19 protein-coding genes are annotated in these 16093 nt (G+C 59.4%); 4 read left to right on the plus strand and 15 right to left on the minus strand.

Going from position 1 to position 16093, the window contains the following annotated elements; all coding sequences use genetic code 11:
* Positions 1-13: 13 nt before the first annotated feature.
* The 12 genes from QD336_RS10510 to rplU form a co-directional block, all read right to left on the minus strand.
* On the minus strand, positions 14-1342 hold the full coding sequence (locus QD336_RS10510) for a S41 family peptidase (protein ID WP_269347189.1): 1329 nt from the start codon (positions 1340-1342) through the stop codon (positions 14-16).
* On the minus strand, positions 1332-2729 hold the full coding sequence (locus QD336_RS10515) for a murein hydrolase activator EnvC family protein (protein WP_499170568.1): 1398 nt from the start codon (positions 2727-2729) through the stop codon (positions 1332-1334). The genes QD336_RS10510 and QD336_RS10515 overlap by 11 nt, the downstream gene beginning before the upstream one ends.
* A gap of 158 nt (positions 2730-2887) precedes the next feature.
* Positions 2888-3370, minus strand: a complete 483-nt coding sequence (gene rlmH, locus QD336_RS10520; protein ID WP_499170569.1) for a 23S rRNA (pseudouridine(1915)-N(3))-methyltransferase RlmH — start codon at positions 3368-3370, stop codon at positions 2888-2890.
* A gap of 159 nt (positions 3371-3529) precedes the next feature.
* A complete protein-coding gene (gene rsfS, locus QD336_RS10525; protein WP_269347186.1) occupies positions 3530-4018 on the minus strand; it encodes a ribosome silencing factor in 489 nt (162 codons plus the stop codon).
* Positions 4019-4087: 69 nt separating this feature from the next.
* The gene (locus tag QD336_RS10530; RefSeq protein WP_499170663.1) at positions 4088-4672 is read right to left on the minus strand and encodes a nicotinate-nucleotide adenylyltransferase; all 585 of its coding nucleotides are present in this window, start codon (positions 4670-4672) and stop codon (positions 4088-4090) included.
* Positions 4673-4714: 42 nt separating this feature from the next.
* Positions 4715-6001, minus strand: coding sequence for a glutamate-5-semialdehyde dehydrogenase (locus tag QD336_RS10535; protein WP_499170570.1), 1287 nt, complete (start codon positions 5999-6001; stop codon positions 4715-4717).
* Complete coding sequence (gene proB / locus QD336_RS10540; RefSeq protein ID WP_499170571.1) at positions 5994-7163, minus strand: glutamate 5-kinase; 1170 nt, start codon at positions 7161-7163, stop codon at positions 5994-5996. The genes QD336_RS10535 and proB overlap by 8 nt, the downstream gene beginning before the upstream one ends.
* Positions 7160-8230, minus strand: a complete 1071-nt coding sequence (obgE, locus tag QD336_RS10545) for a GTPase ObgE (RefSeq protein ID WP_269347181.1) — start codon at positions 8228-8230, stop codon at positions 7160-7162. Before obgE ends, proB begins: the two co-directional genes overlap by 4 nt.
* Positions 8231-8444: 214 nt before the next feature.
* Positions 8445-9035, minus strand: coding sequence for a GNAT family N-acetyltransferase (locus tag QD336_RS10550; RefSeq protein WP_499170572.1), 591 nt, complete (start codon positions 9033-9035; stop codon positions 8445-8447).
* Positions 9032-9664 carry a GNAT family N-acetyltransferase gene (locus tag QD336_RS10555; protein WP_269347177.1) on the minus strand — a complete coding sequence of 211 codons (633 nt, stop codon included), beginning with the start codon at positions 9662-9664 and terminating at the stop codon, positions 9032-9034. Before QD336_RS10555 ends, QD336_RS10550 begins: the two co-directional genes overlap by 4 nt.
* A 131-nt stretch (positions 9665-9795) precedes the next feature.
* Positions 9796-10065, minus strand: a complete 270-nt coding sequence (gene rpmA, locus QD336_RS10560) for a 50S ribosomal protein L27 (protein ID WP_003492686.1) — start codon at positions 10063-10065, stop codon at positions 9796-9798.
* A 40-nt stretch (positions 10066-10105) separates the two neighbouring features.
* Positions 10106-10420 carry a 50S ribosomal protein L21 gene (gene rplU, locus QD336_RS10565; protein WP_065114387.1) on the minus strand — a complete coding sequence of 105 codons (315 nt, stop codon included), beginning with the start codon at positions 10418-10420 and terminating at the stop codon, positions 10106-10108.
* Between the two features lie 332 nt (positions 10421-10752).
* On the opposite strand from rplU, the gene QD336_RS10570 reads away from it, so the two are divergent.
* Entirely contained in the window at positions 10753-11193 is a 441-nt protein-coding gene (locus tag QD336_RS10570) for a metallopeptidase family protein (protein WP_269347174.1), read from the plus strand.
* 18 nt (positions 11194-11211) lie between these two features.
* Here the strand turns inward: QD336_RS10570 and QD336_RS10575 are convergent, their stop codons facing one another.
* Together QD336_RS10575 and QD336_RS10580 are read right to left on the minus strand one after the other, a co-directional pair.
* Positions 11212-11418, minus strand: coding sequence for a DUF1737 domain-containing protein (locus tag QD336_RS10575; protein WP_499170574.1), 207 nt, complete (start codon positions 11416-11418; stop codon positions 11212-11214).
* Positions 11415-12326 (minus strand): HpcH/HpaI aldolase/citrate lyase family protein, encoded by a 912-nt coding sequence (locus QD336_RS10580; RefSeq protein ID WP_499170664.1) that lies wholly within the window; start codon positions 12324-12326, stop codon positions 11415-11417. Before QD336_RS10580 ends, QD336_RS10575 begins: the two co-directional genes overlap by 4 nt.
* A gap of 110 nt (positions 12327-12436) precedes the next feature.
* Between QD336_RS10580 and QD336_RS10585 the strand changes: the two genes are divergently transcribed.
* The 3 genes from QD336_RS10585 to leuB all read left to right on the plus strand — a co-directional run bounded on the left by QD336_RS10585 (position 12437) and on the right by leuB (position 14773).
* The gene (locus tag QD336_RS10585) at positions 12437-12667 is read left to right on the plus strand and encodes a hypothetical protein (protein ID WP_269347173.1); all 231 of its coding nucleotides are present in this window, start codon (positions 12437-12439) and stop codon (positions 12665-12667) included.
* 166 nt (positions 12668-12833) lie between these two features.
* Complete coding sequence (leuD, locus tag QD336_RS10590) at positions 12834-13439, plus strand: 3-isopropylmalate dehydratase small subunit (protein WP_010972565.1); 606 nt, start codon at positions 12834-12836, stop codon at positions 13437-13439.
* A 221-nt stretch (positions 13440-13660) separates the two neighbouring features.
* Positions 13661-14773, plus strand: a complete 1113-nt coding sequence (gene leuB, locus QD336_RS10595) for a 3-isopropylmalate dehydrogenase (RefSeq protein ID WP_269347172.1) — start codon at positions 13661-13663, stop codon at positions 14771-14773.
* On the opposite strand, the gene QD336_RS10600 is transcribed toward leuB, so the two are convergent.
* Entirely contained in the window at positions 14754-16004 is a 1251-nt protein-coding gene (locus QD336_RS10600; protein ID WP_499170576.1) for a cytochrome-c peroxidase, read from the minus strand. The two genes, leuB and QD336_RS10600, sit on opposite strands and share 20 nt — an antisense overlap.
* Between the last annotated feature and the right edge of the window lie 89 nt (positions 16005-16093).

Consider the following 16093-nt stretch of genomic DNA (forward strand, 5'->3'; position numbering starts at 1 on the left):
CCGGCGCATTATCTTACTGCTTGTTGACCACAGCCTTTTCCGGATTCGGCGGGAAAGACGGATCCGTCTTGGTGCCGCGCAACAGGTCCAGAGCATAGTTGAGCTGGATGTCGTCCTTGGCTTCCGGCGGCACATAAGCGGAGGAACCCGAACCTTCGTCGGTTTCGCTCTGGCCCTTGATGTGGCCGGAAAGACCCGATTCACCTTCGGTGGTTATCTTGCCCTGCAGCTCAGGCGGCAATGGCTGCTCCACCTTGATGTCAGGCTCGATGCCCGTACCCTGGATCGACTTACCCGACGGCGTGTAATAGAGCGCCGTGGTCAGGCGCAGCGCGCCCGCTTCACCGAGCGGAATGATCGTCTGGACCGAACCCTTGCCGAAGGAGCGCGTGCCGACCACGGTCGCACGACGCAGATCCTGCAGGGCGCCCGCGACGATTTCCGAAGCCGAAGCCGAACCGCCATTGACGAGCACGATCACCGGCTTGCCATCGGTCAGGTCGCCGGCCGTCGCGTTAAAGCGGCGGGTCTCGTCAGGGTTACGGCCACGGGTCGAAACGACCTCACCACGCTCGAGGAAGGCGTCGGAGACATTGATCGCCTGATCGAGCAGGCCGCCCGGGTTGAGGCGCAGGTCGAGCACATAGCCCTTCAGCTTGTCGGCCGGCACATCCGCCTTGATCTTCTTGATCGCCTTTTCGAGATCGTCATAGGTCTTCTCGGTAAAGGAGATGACGCGCAGATAACCGACATTGTCACCTTCAACACGGGACTTAACGGCCCGCACGGCAATCACATCGCGCATGACGGTGAATTCGAGCGGCTTGTCGGCGCCCTGACGGATGATCGTCAGCTTGATCGGCGTCTTGACCGCGCCGCGCATCTTTTCGACCGCCTGTTCCAGCTTCAGGCCACGAACCGGCGTACCGTCGATTTCCGAAATGAAGTCGCCAGCGAGGATGCCTGCGCGGGAAGCCGGTGTATCATCGATCGGCGTGATGACCTTGACGAGCTCGTTCTCCATGGTCACTTCGATGCCGAGACCGCCGAACTCACCCTTCGTCTGGGTGCGCATGTCGTTGGCATCCTTGGCATTCATGAAGCTCGAATGCGGATCGAGCGAGCTCAGCATGCCGTTGATGGCATTTTCAACCAGCTTCTCGTCATCGGGCGGCGTCACATATTGTGCGCGCACGCGTTCGAACACGTCGCCAAAGATCGACAGTTCCTTATAGGTCGAAGGCCCGGCCGCCTGTGCCGGCATGCTCGCCGAATAAATCACGCTCATCGCCGTGGCGCCCATAAGCCCACCGATAAGGAGAAGCGAAACCTTACGAATCATTGTGCGCCCTTCCGGTATTTTTTGCGGTCCACCACGGTTGGGAATCAACCGGCACACCATCTTTCCTAAATTCAATGTAGAGCGTTGGCCTGTCGGTTTCCAGCGCCAATGCTGCTGCACTCGCTACTCTTTTTGCACCCATGGAGGCGATGGGCTCTCCGGAGAATACGAACATGCCCTGCCGTGTCCTCACATTGTCCATGCCCGTCATCACCACATGATATCCATCACCCGTATTAAGGATGATCATCCGGCCATAACTGCGAAAATCTCCGGCAAACACCACGAAACCATCCGCAGGTGCCGTCACGATGGCTTCCGGTCCGCTCGCGACAACAATTCCCTTGGAAAAGTGGCCCGTGCCATCCGCATCACCGAAGCGCCGAAGCACTTCTCCCGCAACCGGCACCTCCAGCTTTCCCTTCAAACTCGCGAAGGGATATGCGGGCGCAATGCGGTTTTTATCGGGCATTCCGGCCTCGGCCGCGGCGCGTTCCTTCTCCCGTTCCGCCTCGGAAAGACGGGCCAGACGCTGCTCTTCCGCCCGCGCCTTTTCCATTGCCTCACGCACCGAGGTAATCTCGCCTTCGAGCGAACTGACGAGCCCCTCAAGGCTTGTCGCCTTGCCTGCAAGCTCTTCGGATCGCTTGCGTTCCGCCTCCAGCTCCACCGCCGTCTGGGTGTTCCTGCGGTCGTTTTCGGCAATCAGCAGGTCGAGGCGTTTTTCCTCCTCCAGACTTGCCGTCATCATACCCGTAAGATCGTCCTTTTCGCGAGCGATTGCCTGCCTGAGATCGGTCAATTCGTTGAGAGCAGTGACCAGCTTGTCGGTTTCGCCGCGAATGCCGGGTACGACTGCTCCGAGAAGAATGGCGCTGCGCACCGAAGCTAGCGCATCTTCCGGCGAAACAAGAAGGGCAGGCGGCGGGTTCCTGCCCATGCGTTGCAATGCGGCCAGAACCTCCGCCAATACGCCGCGTCTTTCCCGCAGCGATGCCTTGACGCCATCCTCGCGCACCGAGAGCTTGGCCAGACGATCTTCGCCGTCGCTGATCTTGGCTTCCAGCGCCTTTCGGCGGGCGGCCGATGCGATCAGCTCCTCGCGAATGCGGGCGCTGTCCTGATCGAGGGAGGCGATGCTCTCTTCAAGCTTCCTTGTCTTGTCTTCCGAAAGCCCGATGCTGTCGACCAGCTCCTCCAGATCCTGCCGGTTCTGGTCGCGGCGTTTCTCCAGCGCCTGCAGCGCATCCGGCGACGAATCATCGCTTGCCGCCGGAACGGCGCCCGCATCATCCCGCGAATGGGTCGGACCGCTTGCCATGACGAAAGCAGCAAGAATCGCGCCCGCAAGGGCGGCGTGCCGTTTTCGTTGAGGCCTGGTGTCCATTTGAACTTTCTTTGCTGCCGAAGCGGGAGCGCCGATATTAGGGATTTTGCCGTGATCTTCCAAGAGGCCTGAAAAGGCCGCCGTGAAAGCCGTTGGCAGCCAGCGGTGTTGCGGAGCTTCATGTTGAAATTGAGACAATTACTGGAATCGAAACCCGTTCAAACACGGTGATAGGGATGGCCGGAAAGGATCGTGACGGCACGGTAAAGCTGCTCGGCAATCAGGATGCGAACGATCTGATGCGGCCATGTCAGCTTGCCGAGATTGAGAACGGCCGTCGCCTTGTCATAAAGCGCGGGATCGAGCCCGTCGGCCCCACCTATGGCGATCACGAGATCACGTTTACCGCTATCGCGCAGATCGCCGAAAAATGAAGCGAAAGCCGGACTATCAAGCGCCTTCCCGCGCTCATCCAGCAGCACAAGGGCTGCGCCATCGGCCAGATGCTTTTCCAGCATCGCCGCTTCTTCGCGTTTGCGGGTCTCGGCATTGGAAGCACGGCTTTCGCCAACCTCGATCACCCGCGAAAACTCCAGCCCGATCGCCGGGCCGGTCTTGGCCAGGCGCTCGATATAACGGGCCGCAAGATCCTTTTCAGGGCCGGATTTCAGCCGTCCCACCGCAAAAATTGAAATCCGCATCGCAAACCTGCATTCGTCGTGACCCAACAGGGTCCCGCTCTTAACAGCATAGTCTGCGGATTCCTATGCGGCCGGCCTGATTTCCGGCCAAAGGCACCGTTTCCGAAGTCAGAAGCGATCTTCGGCAAACACGACGCACTCGCTCAAAGGCTCACCGCATCAATGCAGCGTCTCTTCCGGCATATCCGGCGTCGCCCACATTTTTTCAATGTTGTAGAAGGCGCGGATTTCCGGGCGGAACACATGAACGATGATATCGCCGGTATCGATCAGCACCCAGTCTCCGGTCTCCAGACCTTCGACGCGGGCGTTACCGAACCCTTCATCCTTCATATCTTTGAGAAGATGTTCGCAAATCGCCGAGACATGCCTGTTCGACCGCCCGGAGACCACAACCATGTAGTCCGCAAGCGCCGATTTTCCGGCAATGTCGAGAGATACGATATCTTCAGCCTTGGAGTCCTCGAGGCTCGCGAGGACGGTGTCGAGGGCATGGCCGGCGGCATCGGCGCCACTGTCCTGGCCCTTCGGGATAGCAACAAATGCTCTTCCCTTGGCGTGTACTGTTGTCAGAGGTTTTCCTTTCCAAGAATGACAAAACAGGCACTGCGCGACGCGACTCTCTGCGTCACACAATGAAGGTGGCATCAAAGCATTAACTTTTCAAGATATGGAGCCTTCGACGGCCGCCCCATACATCATTTGTGATCGGACGTGTCATTTGCGCCCATTACGCAAGGCCGTGGAGCTGAGCGTCGAACGCGGGCCGTGAATGAAAACCCAGGCGGGTGCGCGTTTTTTCCACAGAACCCCCGCATCATCCTCATCTATCCGCGCCTGACTGAAAGCCTGCGCCATGGTGGAGGAGAGATAAGACAGGGTCGAACCCGGGCGATCGATCACCGCGATCGGGAAAGTCTCGGCGATGGTGCGCCATTTCTGCCAGCGATGGAAGCTCTTCAGATTATCCGCCCCCATGATCCAGATGAAACGCACATGCGGATTTTTTGCTTTCACCTTGGCGAGCGTATTGGCCGTATAGCTGATGCCCAGTGATTTTTCGAAGGCCGTGACCTTGATGCGCGGATCGTGAACCAGCTTTTCGCAGGCCGCGATGCGATCTTCGAGAGGCGCCAGTTCCGAGCGGCTTTTCAGTGGATTGCCCGGCGTGACCATCCACCAGAGCTGATCGAGACCCAGCCTGCGCAGTGCAATTTCCGCCACGAGCGCGTGGCCTGCATGCGGCGGATTGAAGGAGCCGCCGAAAAGCCCGACGACCATGCCGCGTTCCACATGCGGCATGGTGAGATAACGTCTGTCGAGGCGCTTATCGGCCGGCAAATATCAGGTCCGTGTCTGGCCGGTGCCATGCACCCGGTATTTGAACGAAGTGAGCTGCTCGACGCCAACCGGACCCCGCGCATGCATCTTGCCGGTGGCGATGCCGATTTCAGCACCCATGCCGAATTCGCCGCCATCGGCAAATTGCGTCGAGGCATTGTGCAGCAGAATGGCCGAATCGAGTTCGTTGAAGAAACGCCCCACAACGGCCGGATTCTCGGCGATCACCGCCTCGGTATGATTGGACGAATAGGTGCCGATATGATCGATCGCCCCGGAAATGCCATCCACCACGGCGACCGAAATGATCGCATCGAGATATTCGGTGCGCCAGTCCTCCTCCGTCGCAATCTTCAGGCCGTCAACGACATCGCGAACCGCCTGAGAACCGCGCACTTCGCAACCCGCGTCAAGCAGGGCTTTCACGAGCGGCTCAAGATGCGTGGAAACGGCAGCGGCATCCACCAGCAGGGTTTCGGCTGCACCACAAATACCGGTGCGGCGCATCTTGGCATTAACGACGATACGTTTTGCCATGTCGAGATCAGCCGAGGTATCGACATAGATATGGCAGATGCCTTCCAGATGCGCGAAAACCGGCACGCGGGCTTCAGACTGCACCCGCGCCACCAAGCTCTTGCCGCCACGCGGCACGATCACATCCACCGTGCTGTTCAGGCCGCTGAGAAGCGCGCCGACGGCAGCGCGGTCGGTTACCGGCACCAGCTGAATGGCATGCTCGGGGAGCCCGGCAATCTTCAGGCCCTCCACCAGGCAGGTATGAATAGCACGCGATGAATGTTGCGAATCCGAGCCGCCACGCAGGATCACGGCATTGCCGGCCTTGAGGCACAAAGCACCGGCATCCGCCGTCACATTCGGACGGCTTTCATAGATCACGCCGATGACGCCAAGCGGCGTGCGCACGCGCTCGATTTTCAGCCCATTGGGCCGATCCCAGGCCGCGATGACTTCACCGACCGGATCGGGCAGCGCGGCAACCGAACGGATGCCTTCGGCAATGCCGGCGATGCGCGCATCGTTGAGCGTCAGCCTGTCCACGAACGAAGCGGCAAGACCGGCGCTTTCCGCAGCCGCCAGATCCTTGCGGTTGGCGGCGAGGATCGCTTCCTTCGAAGCCTCGATGGCAGAGGCCATGGCGAGAAGCGCACGGTTTTTCTGGTCCGTGCCGGCGATGGACAACGGTCGCGAAGCAGCTTTCGCCTGAGCGCCGATGGTCATCATCAGCGCATCGATATCATGGCTCTGCTTCACGGCCTGTTCAGGCATGGACCTCATCCTTCTTTGCATTCTTAACTTTGACGGCGGTACCGGTCATGACAAGATCGTCGCGATGGATCATCGCCGCCCGTCCGACATAACCCAGGATCGCCTCAATCTCGTTGGACTTGTGGCCGATGATGAGACGCGCCTCTTCGGCGTCGTAACCCGCAAGACCACGCGCGACCTCACGGCCTTCCGCACCCATGATGGCGATGGCATCGCCGCGTCCGAAATTGCCCTTCACCTGCCGCACACCGGCAGGAAGCAGGCTTTTCCCAGCATAAAGCGCCTTTTCGGCCCCGGCATCCACATGGATTTCGCCGGCCGGCTGCAATTGCCCGGCAATCCAGGTCTTGCGCGCCGTCACCGGCGTACCAGAGGGCGCAAACCAAGAGGAACGCGCACCGTTTTCGATGGCCTTCAGCGGATTGAGCGTCTTGCCGGAGGCGATGATCATCCCACAACCGGCGGCGGTCGCGATCTTGCCCGCATCGATCTTGGTGCGCATGCCGCCGCGCGACAGCTCAGAAGCCGCCCCACCCGCCATGGCTTCGATCTCTGGTGTAATATCGGCAATAGTCTCGAGAAATTTCGCATCCGGATCGAGGTGCGGCGGGGCGGTGTAAAGCCCGTCAATATCCGACAATAGTACCAGGAGATCGGCACCCGTCATGGTGGCCACGCGCGCTGCCAGACGGTCATTGTCGCCATAACGGATTTCGGTGGTGGCCACCGTGTCGTTTTCATTGATGATCGGAATGGCGCCGATCTTCAAAAGCTGGTTAATGGTGGCGCGCGCATTGAGATAACGGCGGCGCTCTTCGGTATCGGAGAGCGTCAGCAGAATCTGGCCGGCAACGATCTCGTGCCGCGACAGGCTTTCCGACCATGCCCGCGCCAGCGCAATCTGGCCGACAGCCGCCGCCGCCTGGCTTTCCTCCAGCTTCAATGCGCCGGAAGGCAGGCCGAGCACGGTGCGGCCAAGCGCGATGGCGCCCGAAGACACGACCTGAACATCCGCGCCGTTTTTCTTGAGCGCGGCAATGTCCTCGCAGATGGCATCCAGCCAGTCTTTCTTCAGGCCGGTCTTCCGGTCCACCAGAAGCGCCGACCCGATCTTGATGACGATCCGGTGATGGCTCGCCAGCGACTTGCGCGTCAGGCTCATAGGCGGTCGTCCTCTTCCTCGGCCTCGCTATCCTCATGTGGCATGGACCGGTCGGGCAGGGCGGTCTCACCGCCCTCGCTTGCCGAGACGATGATATCACGCAGCGCACGAAGCGCTTCCGTCATGCCGATATGCGCGGCGGCCGACAACAGAAGCGGCGGACGGCCGCAGGCCTTTTCCAGTTCCTTGGCCTTCTTTTTCAGTTCTTTTTCATCGAGCACGTCGATCTGCGACAACGCCACGATTTCCGCCTTGTCGGTCAGCCCGCCGCCATAGGCATCCAGTTCCGCCTTTACGGTCTTATAGGCCTTGCCAACCTTTTCTTCCTGCGCGGAAACGAGGTGCAACAGCACGCGGGTGCGCTCCACATGGCCGAGGAAGCGGTCGCCAATGCCCACGCCTTCATGCGCGCCCTCGATCAGGCCGGGAATATCGGCCAGCACGAATTCGCGCCCGTCGATTGTCGCGACGCCGAGGTTCGGATGCAGCGTGGTGAAGGGATAATTGGCGATCTTCGGTCGCGCGCGGGTTACCGTCGCAAGGAAAGTGGATTTACCGGCATTGGGCAGGCCAACGAGACCGGCATCGGCGATCAGCTTCAGGCGAAGCCAGACCGTCTTTTCCTCACCTGCAAGACCCGGATTGGCGTGGGTGGGAGCCTGGTTGGTGGACGACTTGAAATAGGCATTGCCGAAGCCGCCGTTGCCGCCGGCGGCAAGACGAAAGCGCTGGCCTTCCTTGGTGAGGTCGACGATCAGCGTCTCATTGTCTTCTTCGAATATCTGTGTACCGACCGGCACTTTCAGCACGACATCCGAACCCTTGGCGCCGGTACGGGTCTTGCCCATGCCGTGCTGTCCGATCGAGGCCTTGAAATGCTGCTGGAAGCGGAAGTCGATCAGCGTGTTGAGGCCATTGACCACCTCGACCCAGACGTCGCCGCCGCGACCGCCATCACCACCGTCAGGGCCGCCGAATTCGATGAATTTTTCACGCCGGAAGGAAACGGCACCTGCGCCGCCATCGCCGGACTTGATATAGACTTTTGCTTCATCGAGAAATTTCATCGGACTGCCGTTCTGTCGGTTTGCGGGCACACCAACCAATCGTGCTGTGCCAAACAAAAATATCGTCGTTTCGAATACAAGCGCTTCTCCGCAACGTCAAAGACTATCGTGCGGCAAGCCCCTGCGCGGGACAAGGCCGGTTTGCCTCAAACCGGCTTCGTTTAACGCATCGGGCCGAAAACTCTCTCTGTTTTCGGCCCGATGCTCCTCAGTGTCAGCGGTGCGGCCGGATGAAATCTTCAGCCGTGATCACCGTATCGATATGCGCCACCATCGCGGCCCGCGCAGTGGCGTAGATCTGGTGGCAACCGGTCACCCGGAAGCCGAGTTTCTCCTGCACACGCAGCGAAGCGGGATTATCCGCAAACACGCCGGAATGAAGGGTTACCCCCGGCATGCGGCGAAAGAACCGCTCCACCACGCCGGCCACCGCCTCGGTCATGTAACCCTTGCCCCAGTAGAAGCGGTTCAGCCAGTAGCCAAGATTCCACTCGCCATGCCGCAATTCCACCGAGACGACACCGATCAGGGTATCGTCGCCACTGGTAATGGCGAAATCCCAGTCGGGCAGGGTGCCGGAGGTGCGCAGGACCAGCCATTCCAGCGCATCCTGCTTGTGATAGGGCGCGGGAACACGGGCCAGCATTCTGGTCACGGCGAAATCACCAAGCGATTCCGCGATGCTGCCGGCATCGGAAAGCCGCTGCGGTCGCAGCACCAGACGCCGCGTCTCGATGACGGGGCAGGGGCCGGGCGGCGCCGTGGTGGTGGCCGTCCGGCGACGGGTCAGTTCGAGCGCGCTCATCCCATATCCCCCCAGCTCTTCAGCGAAACCCAGGTCTTGCGATCCAGCCGGTACCATTCGACCGGCACCATGCCGCCGAGCGCCAGCGAACCGACCATGCCGGAGCCCTGGAACTGGAAACCACATTTCTGGATGACGCGGCGCGACGCGATGTTGGTGACCCGGCAACGGGCATCAATCTGGTCGATTTCACGCGTGCGGAAAGCCATGTCGATCAGCGCATGCGCCGCTTCGGTCATGTAGCCGTGGTTCCAGTAGGGTTCCCCCAGCCAGTAACCGATCTCCAGCGTCTTTTCGTCTTCCTGGGGTTCGAGCGCGCAGCAGCCTAAAAACTCGCCATTGTCCATGCGGGTAATCGCATAGACGCACTTGCCAATCTCGCCAGCTTTGGAGCGTCGCACAAAGTCCGCGGCGTCTTTCGCCGTGTAGGGGTGCGGCATACGCGACACCATGGTCGCGATATTGGCATTGTTGGCAAGATGGGCAAGGGCGTCGATGTCTTCTTCGTGAGGCTTGCGTAAAACCAGCCTCTGCGACAGTAAAACGGGGCAATCGCTCCTCGACCGATCGGGCCTCGGCCGCTCTTCGGGTGACCGTGATTGGTCAACCCTCAACAATTCAGCTTGCATGGTTCAGTCCCTCCTTGGGGGTAAAGAAAAAGGGGAGTTGGGTGGTGCCCCATCTCCCCTGTTTTCTTGACTGAACCTGATACGTCTCAGCCGGGTCGATGGGACACCGGCTGCATATGACGCTTACCGGCTTATTCTGCGGCTTCCGCTTTCGGAGCCACGGATACGAATACGCGGCCGTTAGCCTTCGTACGGAAGTTCACGTTACCTGCCGTCAGTGCGAAAATCGTGTGGTCCTTGCCGATGCCAACATTGGCGCCCGGATGCCACTGCGTGCCGCGCTGACGCAGAATAATGTTGCCTGGAATGACAGCTTCGCCGCCGAACTTCTTTACGCCAAGGCGCTTGGATTCGGAATCGCGACCGTTACGCGAGGAACCGCCAGCTTTTTTGTGTGCCATTGGAGTTCTCCTTTAAACCTTGTTTCCCGTGTCGCGCCGATCAGGCAGCAACGATGTCCGTGATGCGGACGACAGTGTGATGCTGACGATGGCCGCGCGAACGCTTGGAGTTCTGACGACGACGCTTCTTGAAGGCGATGACCTTCTTGCCGCGATTGTGCTCGACAACTTCAGCCTTGACGATGGCGCCCTTGACGAAGGGAGCACCGATCTTGGCGTCGGCGCCTTCGCCAACAACGAGAACTTCGGTGAATTCTACAGTTGCGCCTGCCTCTGCTTCCAGCTTTTCGATGGTCAGCACGGCGTCGGCCGCTACGCGGTACTGCTTACCGCCGGTCTTGATGACTGCGAACATTGTTTATCCTTTCATGTTCGTTCCGGCTCTGCCCGCAAATGCAAGCTGGCCGTCTTTTTATCAGTCGGAATTTGGTAGAAACCCGTCGGGACGGAATGCCCCTTTGAATATCTGCCGGTGAAGCCGCCTTTTAAGGGGCGGAATAAACGGAAGGCGCACTACGCCATCAATTTGGGTGCCGATTACGCGAGACGCCCGTTTATGTCAAGATGACGACGGCTTGAAAAGTAACTGTAACGCCAAGAATTTCATGCTTTTTCGGCGGGTGAAGCAGACGGGTCTCGAAATTTGCCCCGCAAGTGTTTATATGGGCCTTCCAACAAGGAGCAGAAATGGCCCGCATAGACCAGACCGACGATTGGCGGGACCGCCATGCGCCGACACTTTCCGCCTTCGAGTCGCTTGCGATCGAGGCATATGGCCACCTGCCGGAAGAATTTCGCGCATTGACGAAGGATCTCATCATCGAGATCGCCGATTTTCCGACCGATGACGTCTTCGAGGACATGGCACTCGAAACACCCTTCGATCTTCTCGGTCTCTTCGAAGGGCGCGGCATCTCCGAACGTTTCACCATGGAAACGGGTGAGATGGTGAACCGCATCACACTCTATCGCCGTCCCATTCTCGACTATTGGGCCGAAAACGAGGAAACGCTGGGCGACATCATCACCCACGTCCTCATCCATGAAATCGGCCACCATTTCGGCTTGTCGGACGATGACATGGAGCGGATCGAGGAAAGCGCCGACGAGGCCGCCACCGATCGCTGATCGGGCGGCGGCTGTCTCTCATTGCTCTCCGAGCTTCATGTCCGGTTGATATTCCTTGCCTTCGACCACCTTGGTCACGGCCTGGCCGCAATGCATGACGCCACTTGCGGCGTTGAAGGCATAGCTGGGTGAGCCGGCAAGCTCCCAACCCTTGTTCAGGGCTTCGGTGACCCGGTGACAGAATTTCGCGTCGTCCGGACCCGTGATGAAACGATAGACCTTCACGTCTGTTTTGCCTTTCCTTGTTCGATGGTATCGGCCATGGCGACCAGCCTTTCGGCCTCAACCACATGCAGCCGTTCAATCATGCGACCGTTCATGTTGATGACGTTCAATTCCACAGATTCCGGTTTTGCGAAAGCTGCAATGATCTCGCGCGCTTCCGCAACCGCCGCCTCATCCGGGCCGAAGTGCCGGTTGGCCGCTTCGATCTGGGCCGGATGGATCAGCATCTTGCCATCGAAGCCCATGGCGCGCCCCTGTTCGCATTCAGCTTCAAAAGCCTCGATATCGCGAAAATCATTCGAGACGCTGTCAATGACATCGAGCCCATAAGCCCGTGCGGCAAGAACCACCTGCGTCATCCACGGCACGAGATAGGTGCGGCCGGGAAGGCGCGGAACCCGCGTTTCCTTGCGAAGATCGTTGAGCCCGATGACGAAAGCGGCAAGCCGGGCATTCGGCGTATGGGCCGCGTCGGCAATCGAGGCGGCGTTGAGGACACCAAGCGGCGTTTCGATCATCGCCCAGATTTTCAGGTGCTCGGGCGCATCCGCCTCAGCCAGAAGATCGGCCACCTCATGAATGTCGGAAGGCTGCTCCACCTTCGGCAGCAGCACCGCATCCGGCCGGCAGGAAAGCACGAGCTGCAGGTCCGCCTTTCCATCCGACGTCGAAAGTGGATTGATGCGGATAATGGTTTCCCGTCCGTCGAAAGACGGACCTGAGAACAGTTTTTCCAGATTGTCCCGCGCCTTGCCCTTCATATCGGGCGCAACCGAATCCTCGAGATCGAGGATCACACCATCACAGTCGAGCTCCCGGATTTTTTCGAGTGCCCGGACATTGATGGCCGGAACTGACAGCAACGAACGACGTGGTCTCACGGAAATATTTTCGGAAAAATTGACGATGCCGCACTTGTGTCAAGCTTTTGTGACATCTGCAAGCTGACAATCCACCGAATCCTCTTGCAAGCCGGAAGAAGAAGGCCCACATTCGTCTGGATAGAAAGGTTTGGATCATGCAAGGCATACGTTCGTTTTTCATCGCCGCATCCGGCATTGCCATTCTGGCGATGGTCGCTCTTTTCACCGCGTCGCTGACGGTGGCATTTATCGGTGTACTCGCGGTTCTGAGTGCTGCCCGCCTGCTTACCGCGCGTCTGAAGCCGGCCCCAATTCCGGTCAAGCCCCGTAACCAGCGCGACATGCGCGTCTGGAACGACGGCAAGGGTACGATTATCGATCTCTGAGGTCGGTTTAATCCGGTCAGGATGCGAAAACGCCCAACGAGGCGTACCGAAGAACGCGGGTTTGCGCTTCTAAAGCGCCGAGTTTTGCAGTATTTCCCAGCAGAGAACATCCGGCAGGCTTTTGTCAGTGCCGGATTTTGTTCAAGGGAAACACGGGAAGCGACAGATGGAAAAATTCACCAAGCTGACGGGCGTCGCCGCGCCCATGCCGGTCGTCAATATCGACACCGATATGATCATTCCGAAAGATTATCTGAAGACCATCAAGCGCACCGGCCTCGGCAAGGGCCTTTTTGCCGAGTCGCGCTATCTCGAAGACGGCTCGCCCAATCCCGATTTCGTGCTGAACAAGCCAGCCTACCAGAACGCCCAGATTCTCGTCGCCGGCGACAATTTCGGCTGCGGCTCGTCGCGCGAACATGCGCCATGGGCGCTTCTCGATTTCGGCATCCGCTGCGTCATCTCCACCAGCTTCGCCGACATCTTCTACAATAACTGCTTCAAGAACGGCATCCTGCCGGTCGTTGTCAGCCCCGAGAACCTCGAAAAGCTGCTTGACGACGCCTCGCGCGGATCGAACGCGGTTCTCTCCATCGATCTGGAGCGCCAGGAAATCAGCGGCCCCGATGGCGGCACGATCACCTTCGAGATCGATGAATTCAAGCGTCACTGCATGCTGAACGGCCTCGACGATATCGGCCTGACGCTGGAACATGCCGGCGCCATCGACACCTTTGAAAAGGCGAACGCCTCGGTCCGCCCCTGGGCCTGACCACATTTCCGCTCTTCAAAAAAGCCGATCCCGTACCAAACCGTACCGGATCGGCTTTTGCTTTGCTTGAAAAGCCCTTGAGGCGGAGATAAGAAGCCCCCGATCCCGTCCGGCAGCAATATGACTTGGCATGCGCAGGACGGAACGAGTTTGACGCCGCGCTCGCCGCCATTGAAAACCCTTCAGGATGTTTTCCGGCGCGCCGCCCAAGGAGGGTTCTCATGACAGTCCGTTCGCTTTTCCTGCTGCCCGGTGATGGTATCGGCCCGGAAGCCATGGCCGAGGTCCGCAAGCTGATCGATTATATGAACAGCGCGCACAATGCCGGCTTCACCGTTTCGGAAGGCCTCGTCGGCGGTTCGGCCTATGACGCCCACGGCGTCGCGATTTCCGATGCAGACATGGAAAAGGCGCTTGCCGCCGATGCGATCCTGTTCGGTGCCGTCGGCGGTCCGAAATGGGATGGCGTGCCCTATGAGCATCGCCCGGAAGCCGGCCTGCTTCGTCTGCGCAAGGATCTCGAACTTTTCGCCAATCTGCGTCCTGCCATCTGCTATCCGGCACTTGCCGCAGCCTCCTCGCTGAAGCCGGAACTGGTCGAAGGTCTCGACATCCTCATCGTCCGCGAACTGACGGGCGGTGTTTATTTCGGTGAGCCGAAGCAGATCATCGATCTCGGCAACGGCCAGAAGCGCGGTATCGACACGCAGATCTATGACACCTTCGAAATCGAGCGCATCGCCAGCGTCGCCTTCGAACTGGCCCGCACGCGTGACAACCGCGTCTGCTCGATGGAAAAGCGCAATGTCATGAAGTCGGGCGTGTTGTGGAACCAGGTTGTCACCGAAACCCACGCTGCGAAATACAAGGATGTTCAGCTGGAGCATATGCTGGCGGATGCCGGCGGCATGCAGCTGGTGCGCAAGCCCAAGCAGTTCGACGTCATCGTGACCGACAACCTGTTCGGCGACATGCTGTCCGACGTGGCCGCCATGCTGACAGGCTCACTCGGTATGCTGCCGTCTGCCTCGCTCGGTGCACCTGATGCCAAGACCGGCAAGCGCAAGGCCATGTATGAGCCGGTGCACGGTTCGGCCCCCGATATTGCCGGCAAGGGCATTGCCAACCCGATCGCCATGATCGCGTCCTTCGCCATGTGCCTGCGCTACTCTTTCAACATGGTGGATGAAGCCACCAAGCTCGAAGCAGCAATCGCCAACGTATTGGACAAGGGCATCCGCACCGCCGACATCATGGCCGATGGTTGCCGTCAGGTCGCCACCTCTGAAATGGGTGATGCGGTTCTCGCCGAATTCAAGGCGCTTTCGGCGTAACGCTTGATGAAACGGGCTGGGCAGGCGGCACCGCCGTCTGCCCGGCCTCCTTCGGCAGAAGATGTTCATACCGCCTGTCGGTCAGCGTCTTCAAAAATGCCACGATGGCGTCCACCCGCTTGTCATCCAGCGCCGGCGCGGATGTCAGCTCCGTCATGGCGATGTTCTCAGGCACTTCCGGCGCATCCCATGTCTTGCCGGTTTCCGGATTGATCTGGCGGCTGGGCTTCTTGCTCTTATATTTCACGTAGAACAGCACCACCGTTCGCAGGTCTTTGAATACGCCATTATGCATATAAGGACCGGTGACGGCGACGTTGCGCAACGTCGGCACCTTGAACTTGCCCCGCTGGGCAGGATCGCCGGCGACGGCCGGATTCTGCGCCAGACCCAGATCGACAGCATCCGGCTTCGAGCCATTCACGGCCCTGACCGCCGTATTGGCGGGGACGCCGATGTTGAAATATTTGTGGTTGGTGAAGAGGCCGTCTTCCAGACCCTTGGCGCCACGGATTTCATGACAGGTATTGCAATTGGTGAACTGCGTAGACGAAATCAGAACGCGGCCCAGTTCCTCCTGGTCGGTCAGCTTTTCTTCGCCGCGCAGGAAGCGGTCATATTTCGAATCGAAGGTGGAAAATTCACCCGAGTGCTCGAAGCTCGCCAGCGCCTTGGTCATCGCGGCATAGGCGGTTTCATCGCTCTGGAACACATCCTTGCCGAACTGCGTGCCAAAGGCCGCGACGTAATCCGCGTTCTCCCTGAGCCGTTTCACGACAGCGGCCTTATCCGGCATGCCCATTTCGAGTGGATTGAGCGGCGGCCCACCCGCCTGATCCTCCAGCAACGAGGCGCGGCCATCCCAGAATTGCCCGCCCACATACTCTCCCGCCGCGTTCTTGCTGAAAGGCGGCGTGAACTTCGCGTAAGCCGCAGTGGGCGCATTGCGGTCGCCAAGAGAAATCCCGTCATCGCCCAGCGACACATCCCGCCCGACCTTTTCGCTCTCCCGCGCATCGGAAAAGCCGGCTGCCTGCATATGGCAGGTGGAACAGGCCATGGTGCGGTTCATCGAAAGATTGGGGTCGTCGAAGAGAGCCGCACCGAGCTTTTCCAGCGTCGCGTAATCTTCACCGCCATGGGCAGCGGTGCCGTCGAACCCGGCGCCCAAAGGGGTCAGCAGAATGGGTGCCGCGAGAGCGGCAGAGAGAAAAAATCCGGGTTTCATCATCGGTAGGCACGCTCGAAATAAAATGCGCAGTAACAGGCTCGAACCGGGAAATGTCAGGCGATTTTCGGTCCTGTCGCGCTTCACCGGAC

This window comes from Rhizobium sp. BR 250 (assembly GCF_047445855.1).
In the GTDB taxonomy this organism is placed as follows: domain Bacteria; phylum Pseudomonadota; class Alphaproteobacteria; order Rhizobiales; family Rhizobiaceae; genus Agrobacterium; species Agrobacterium tumefaciens_I.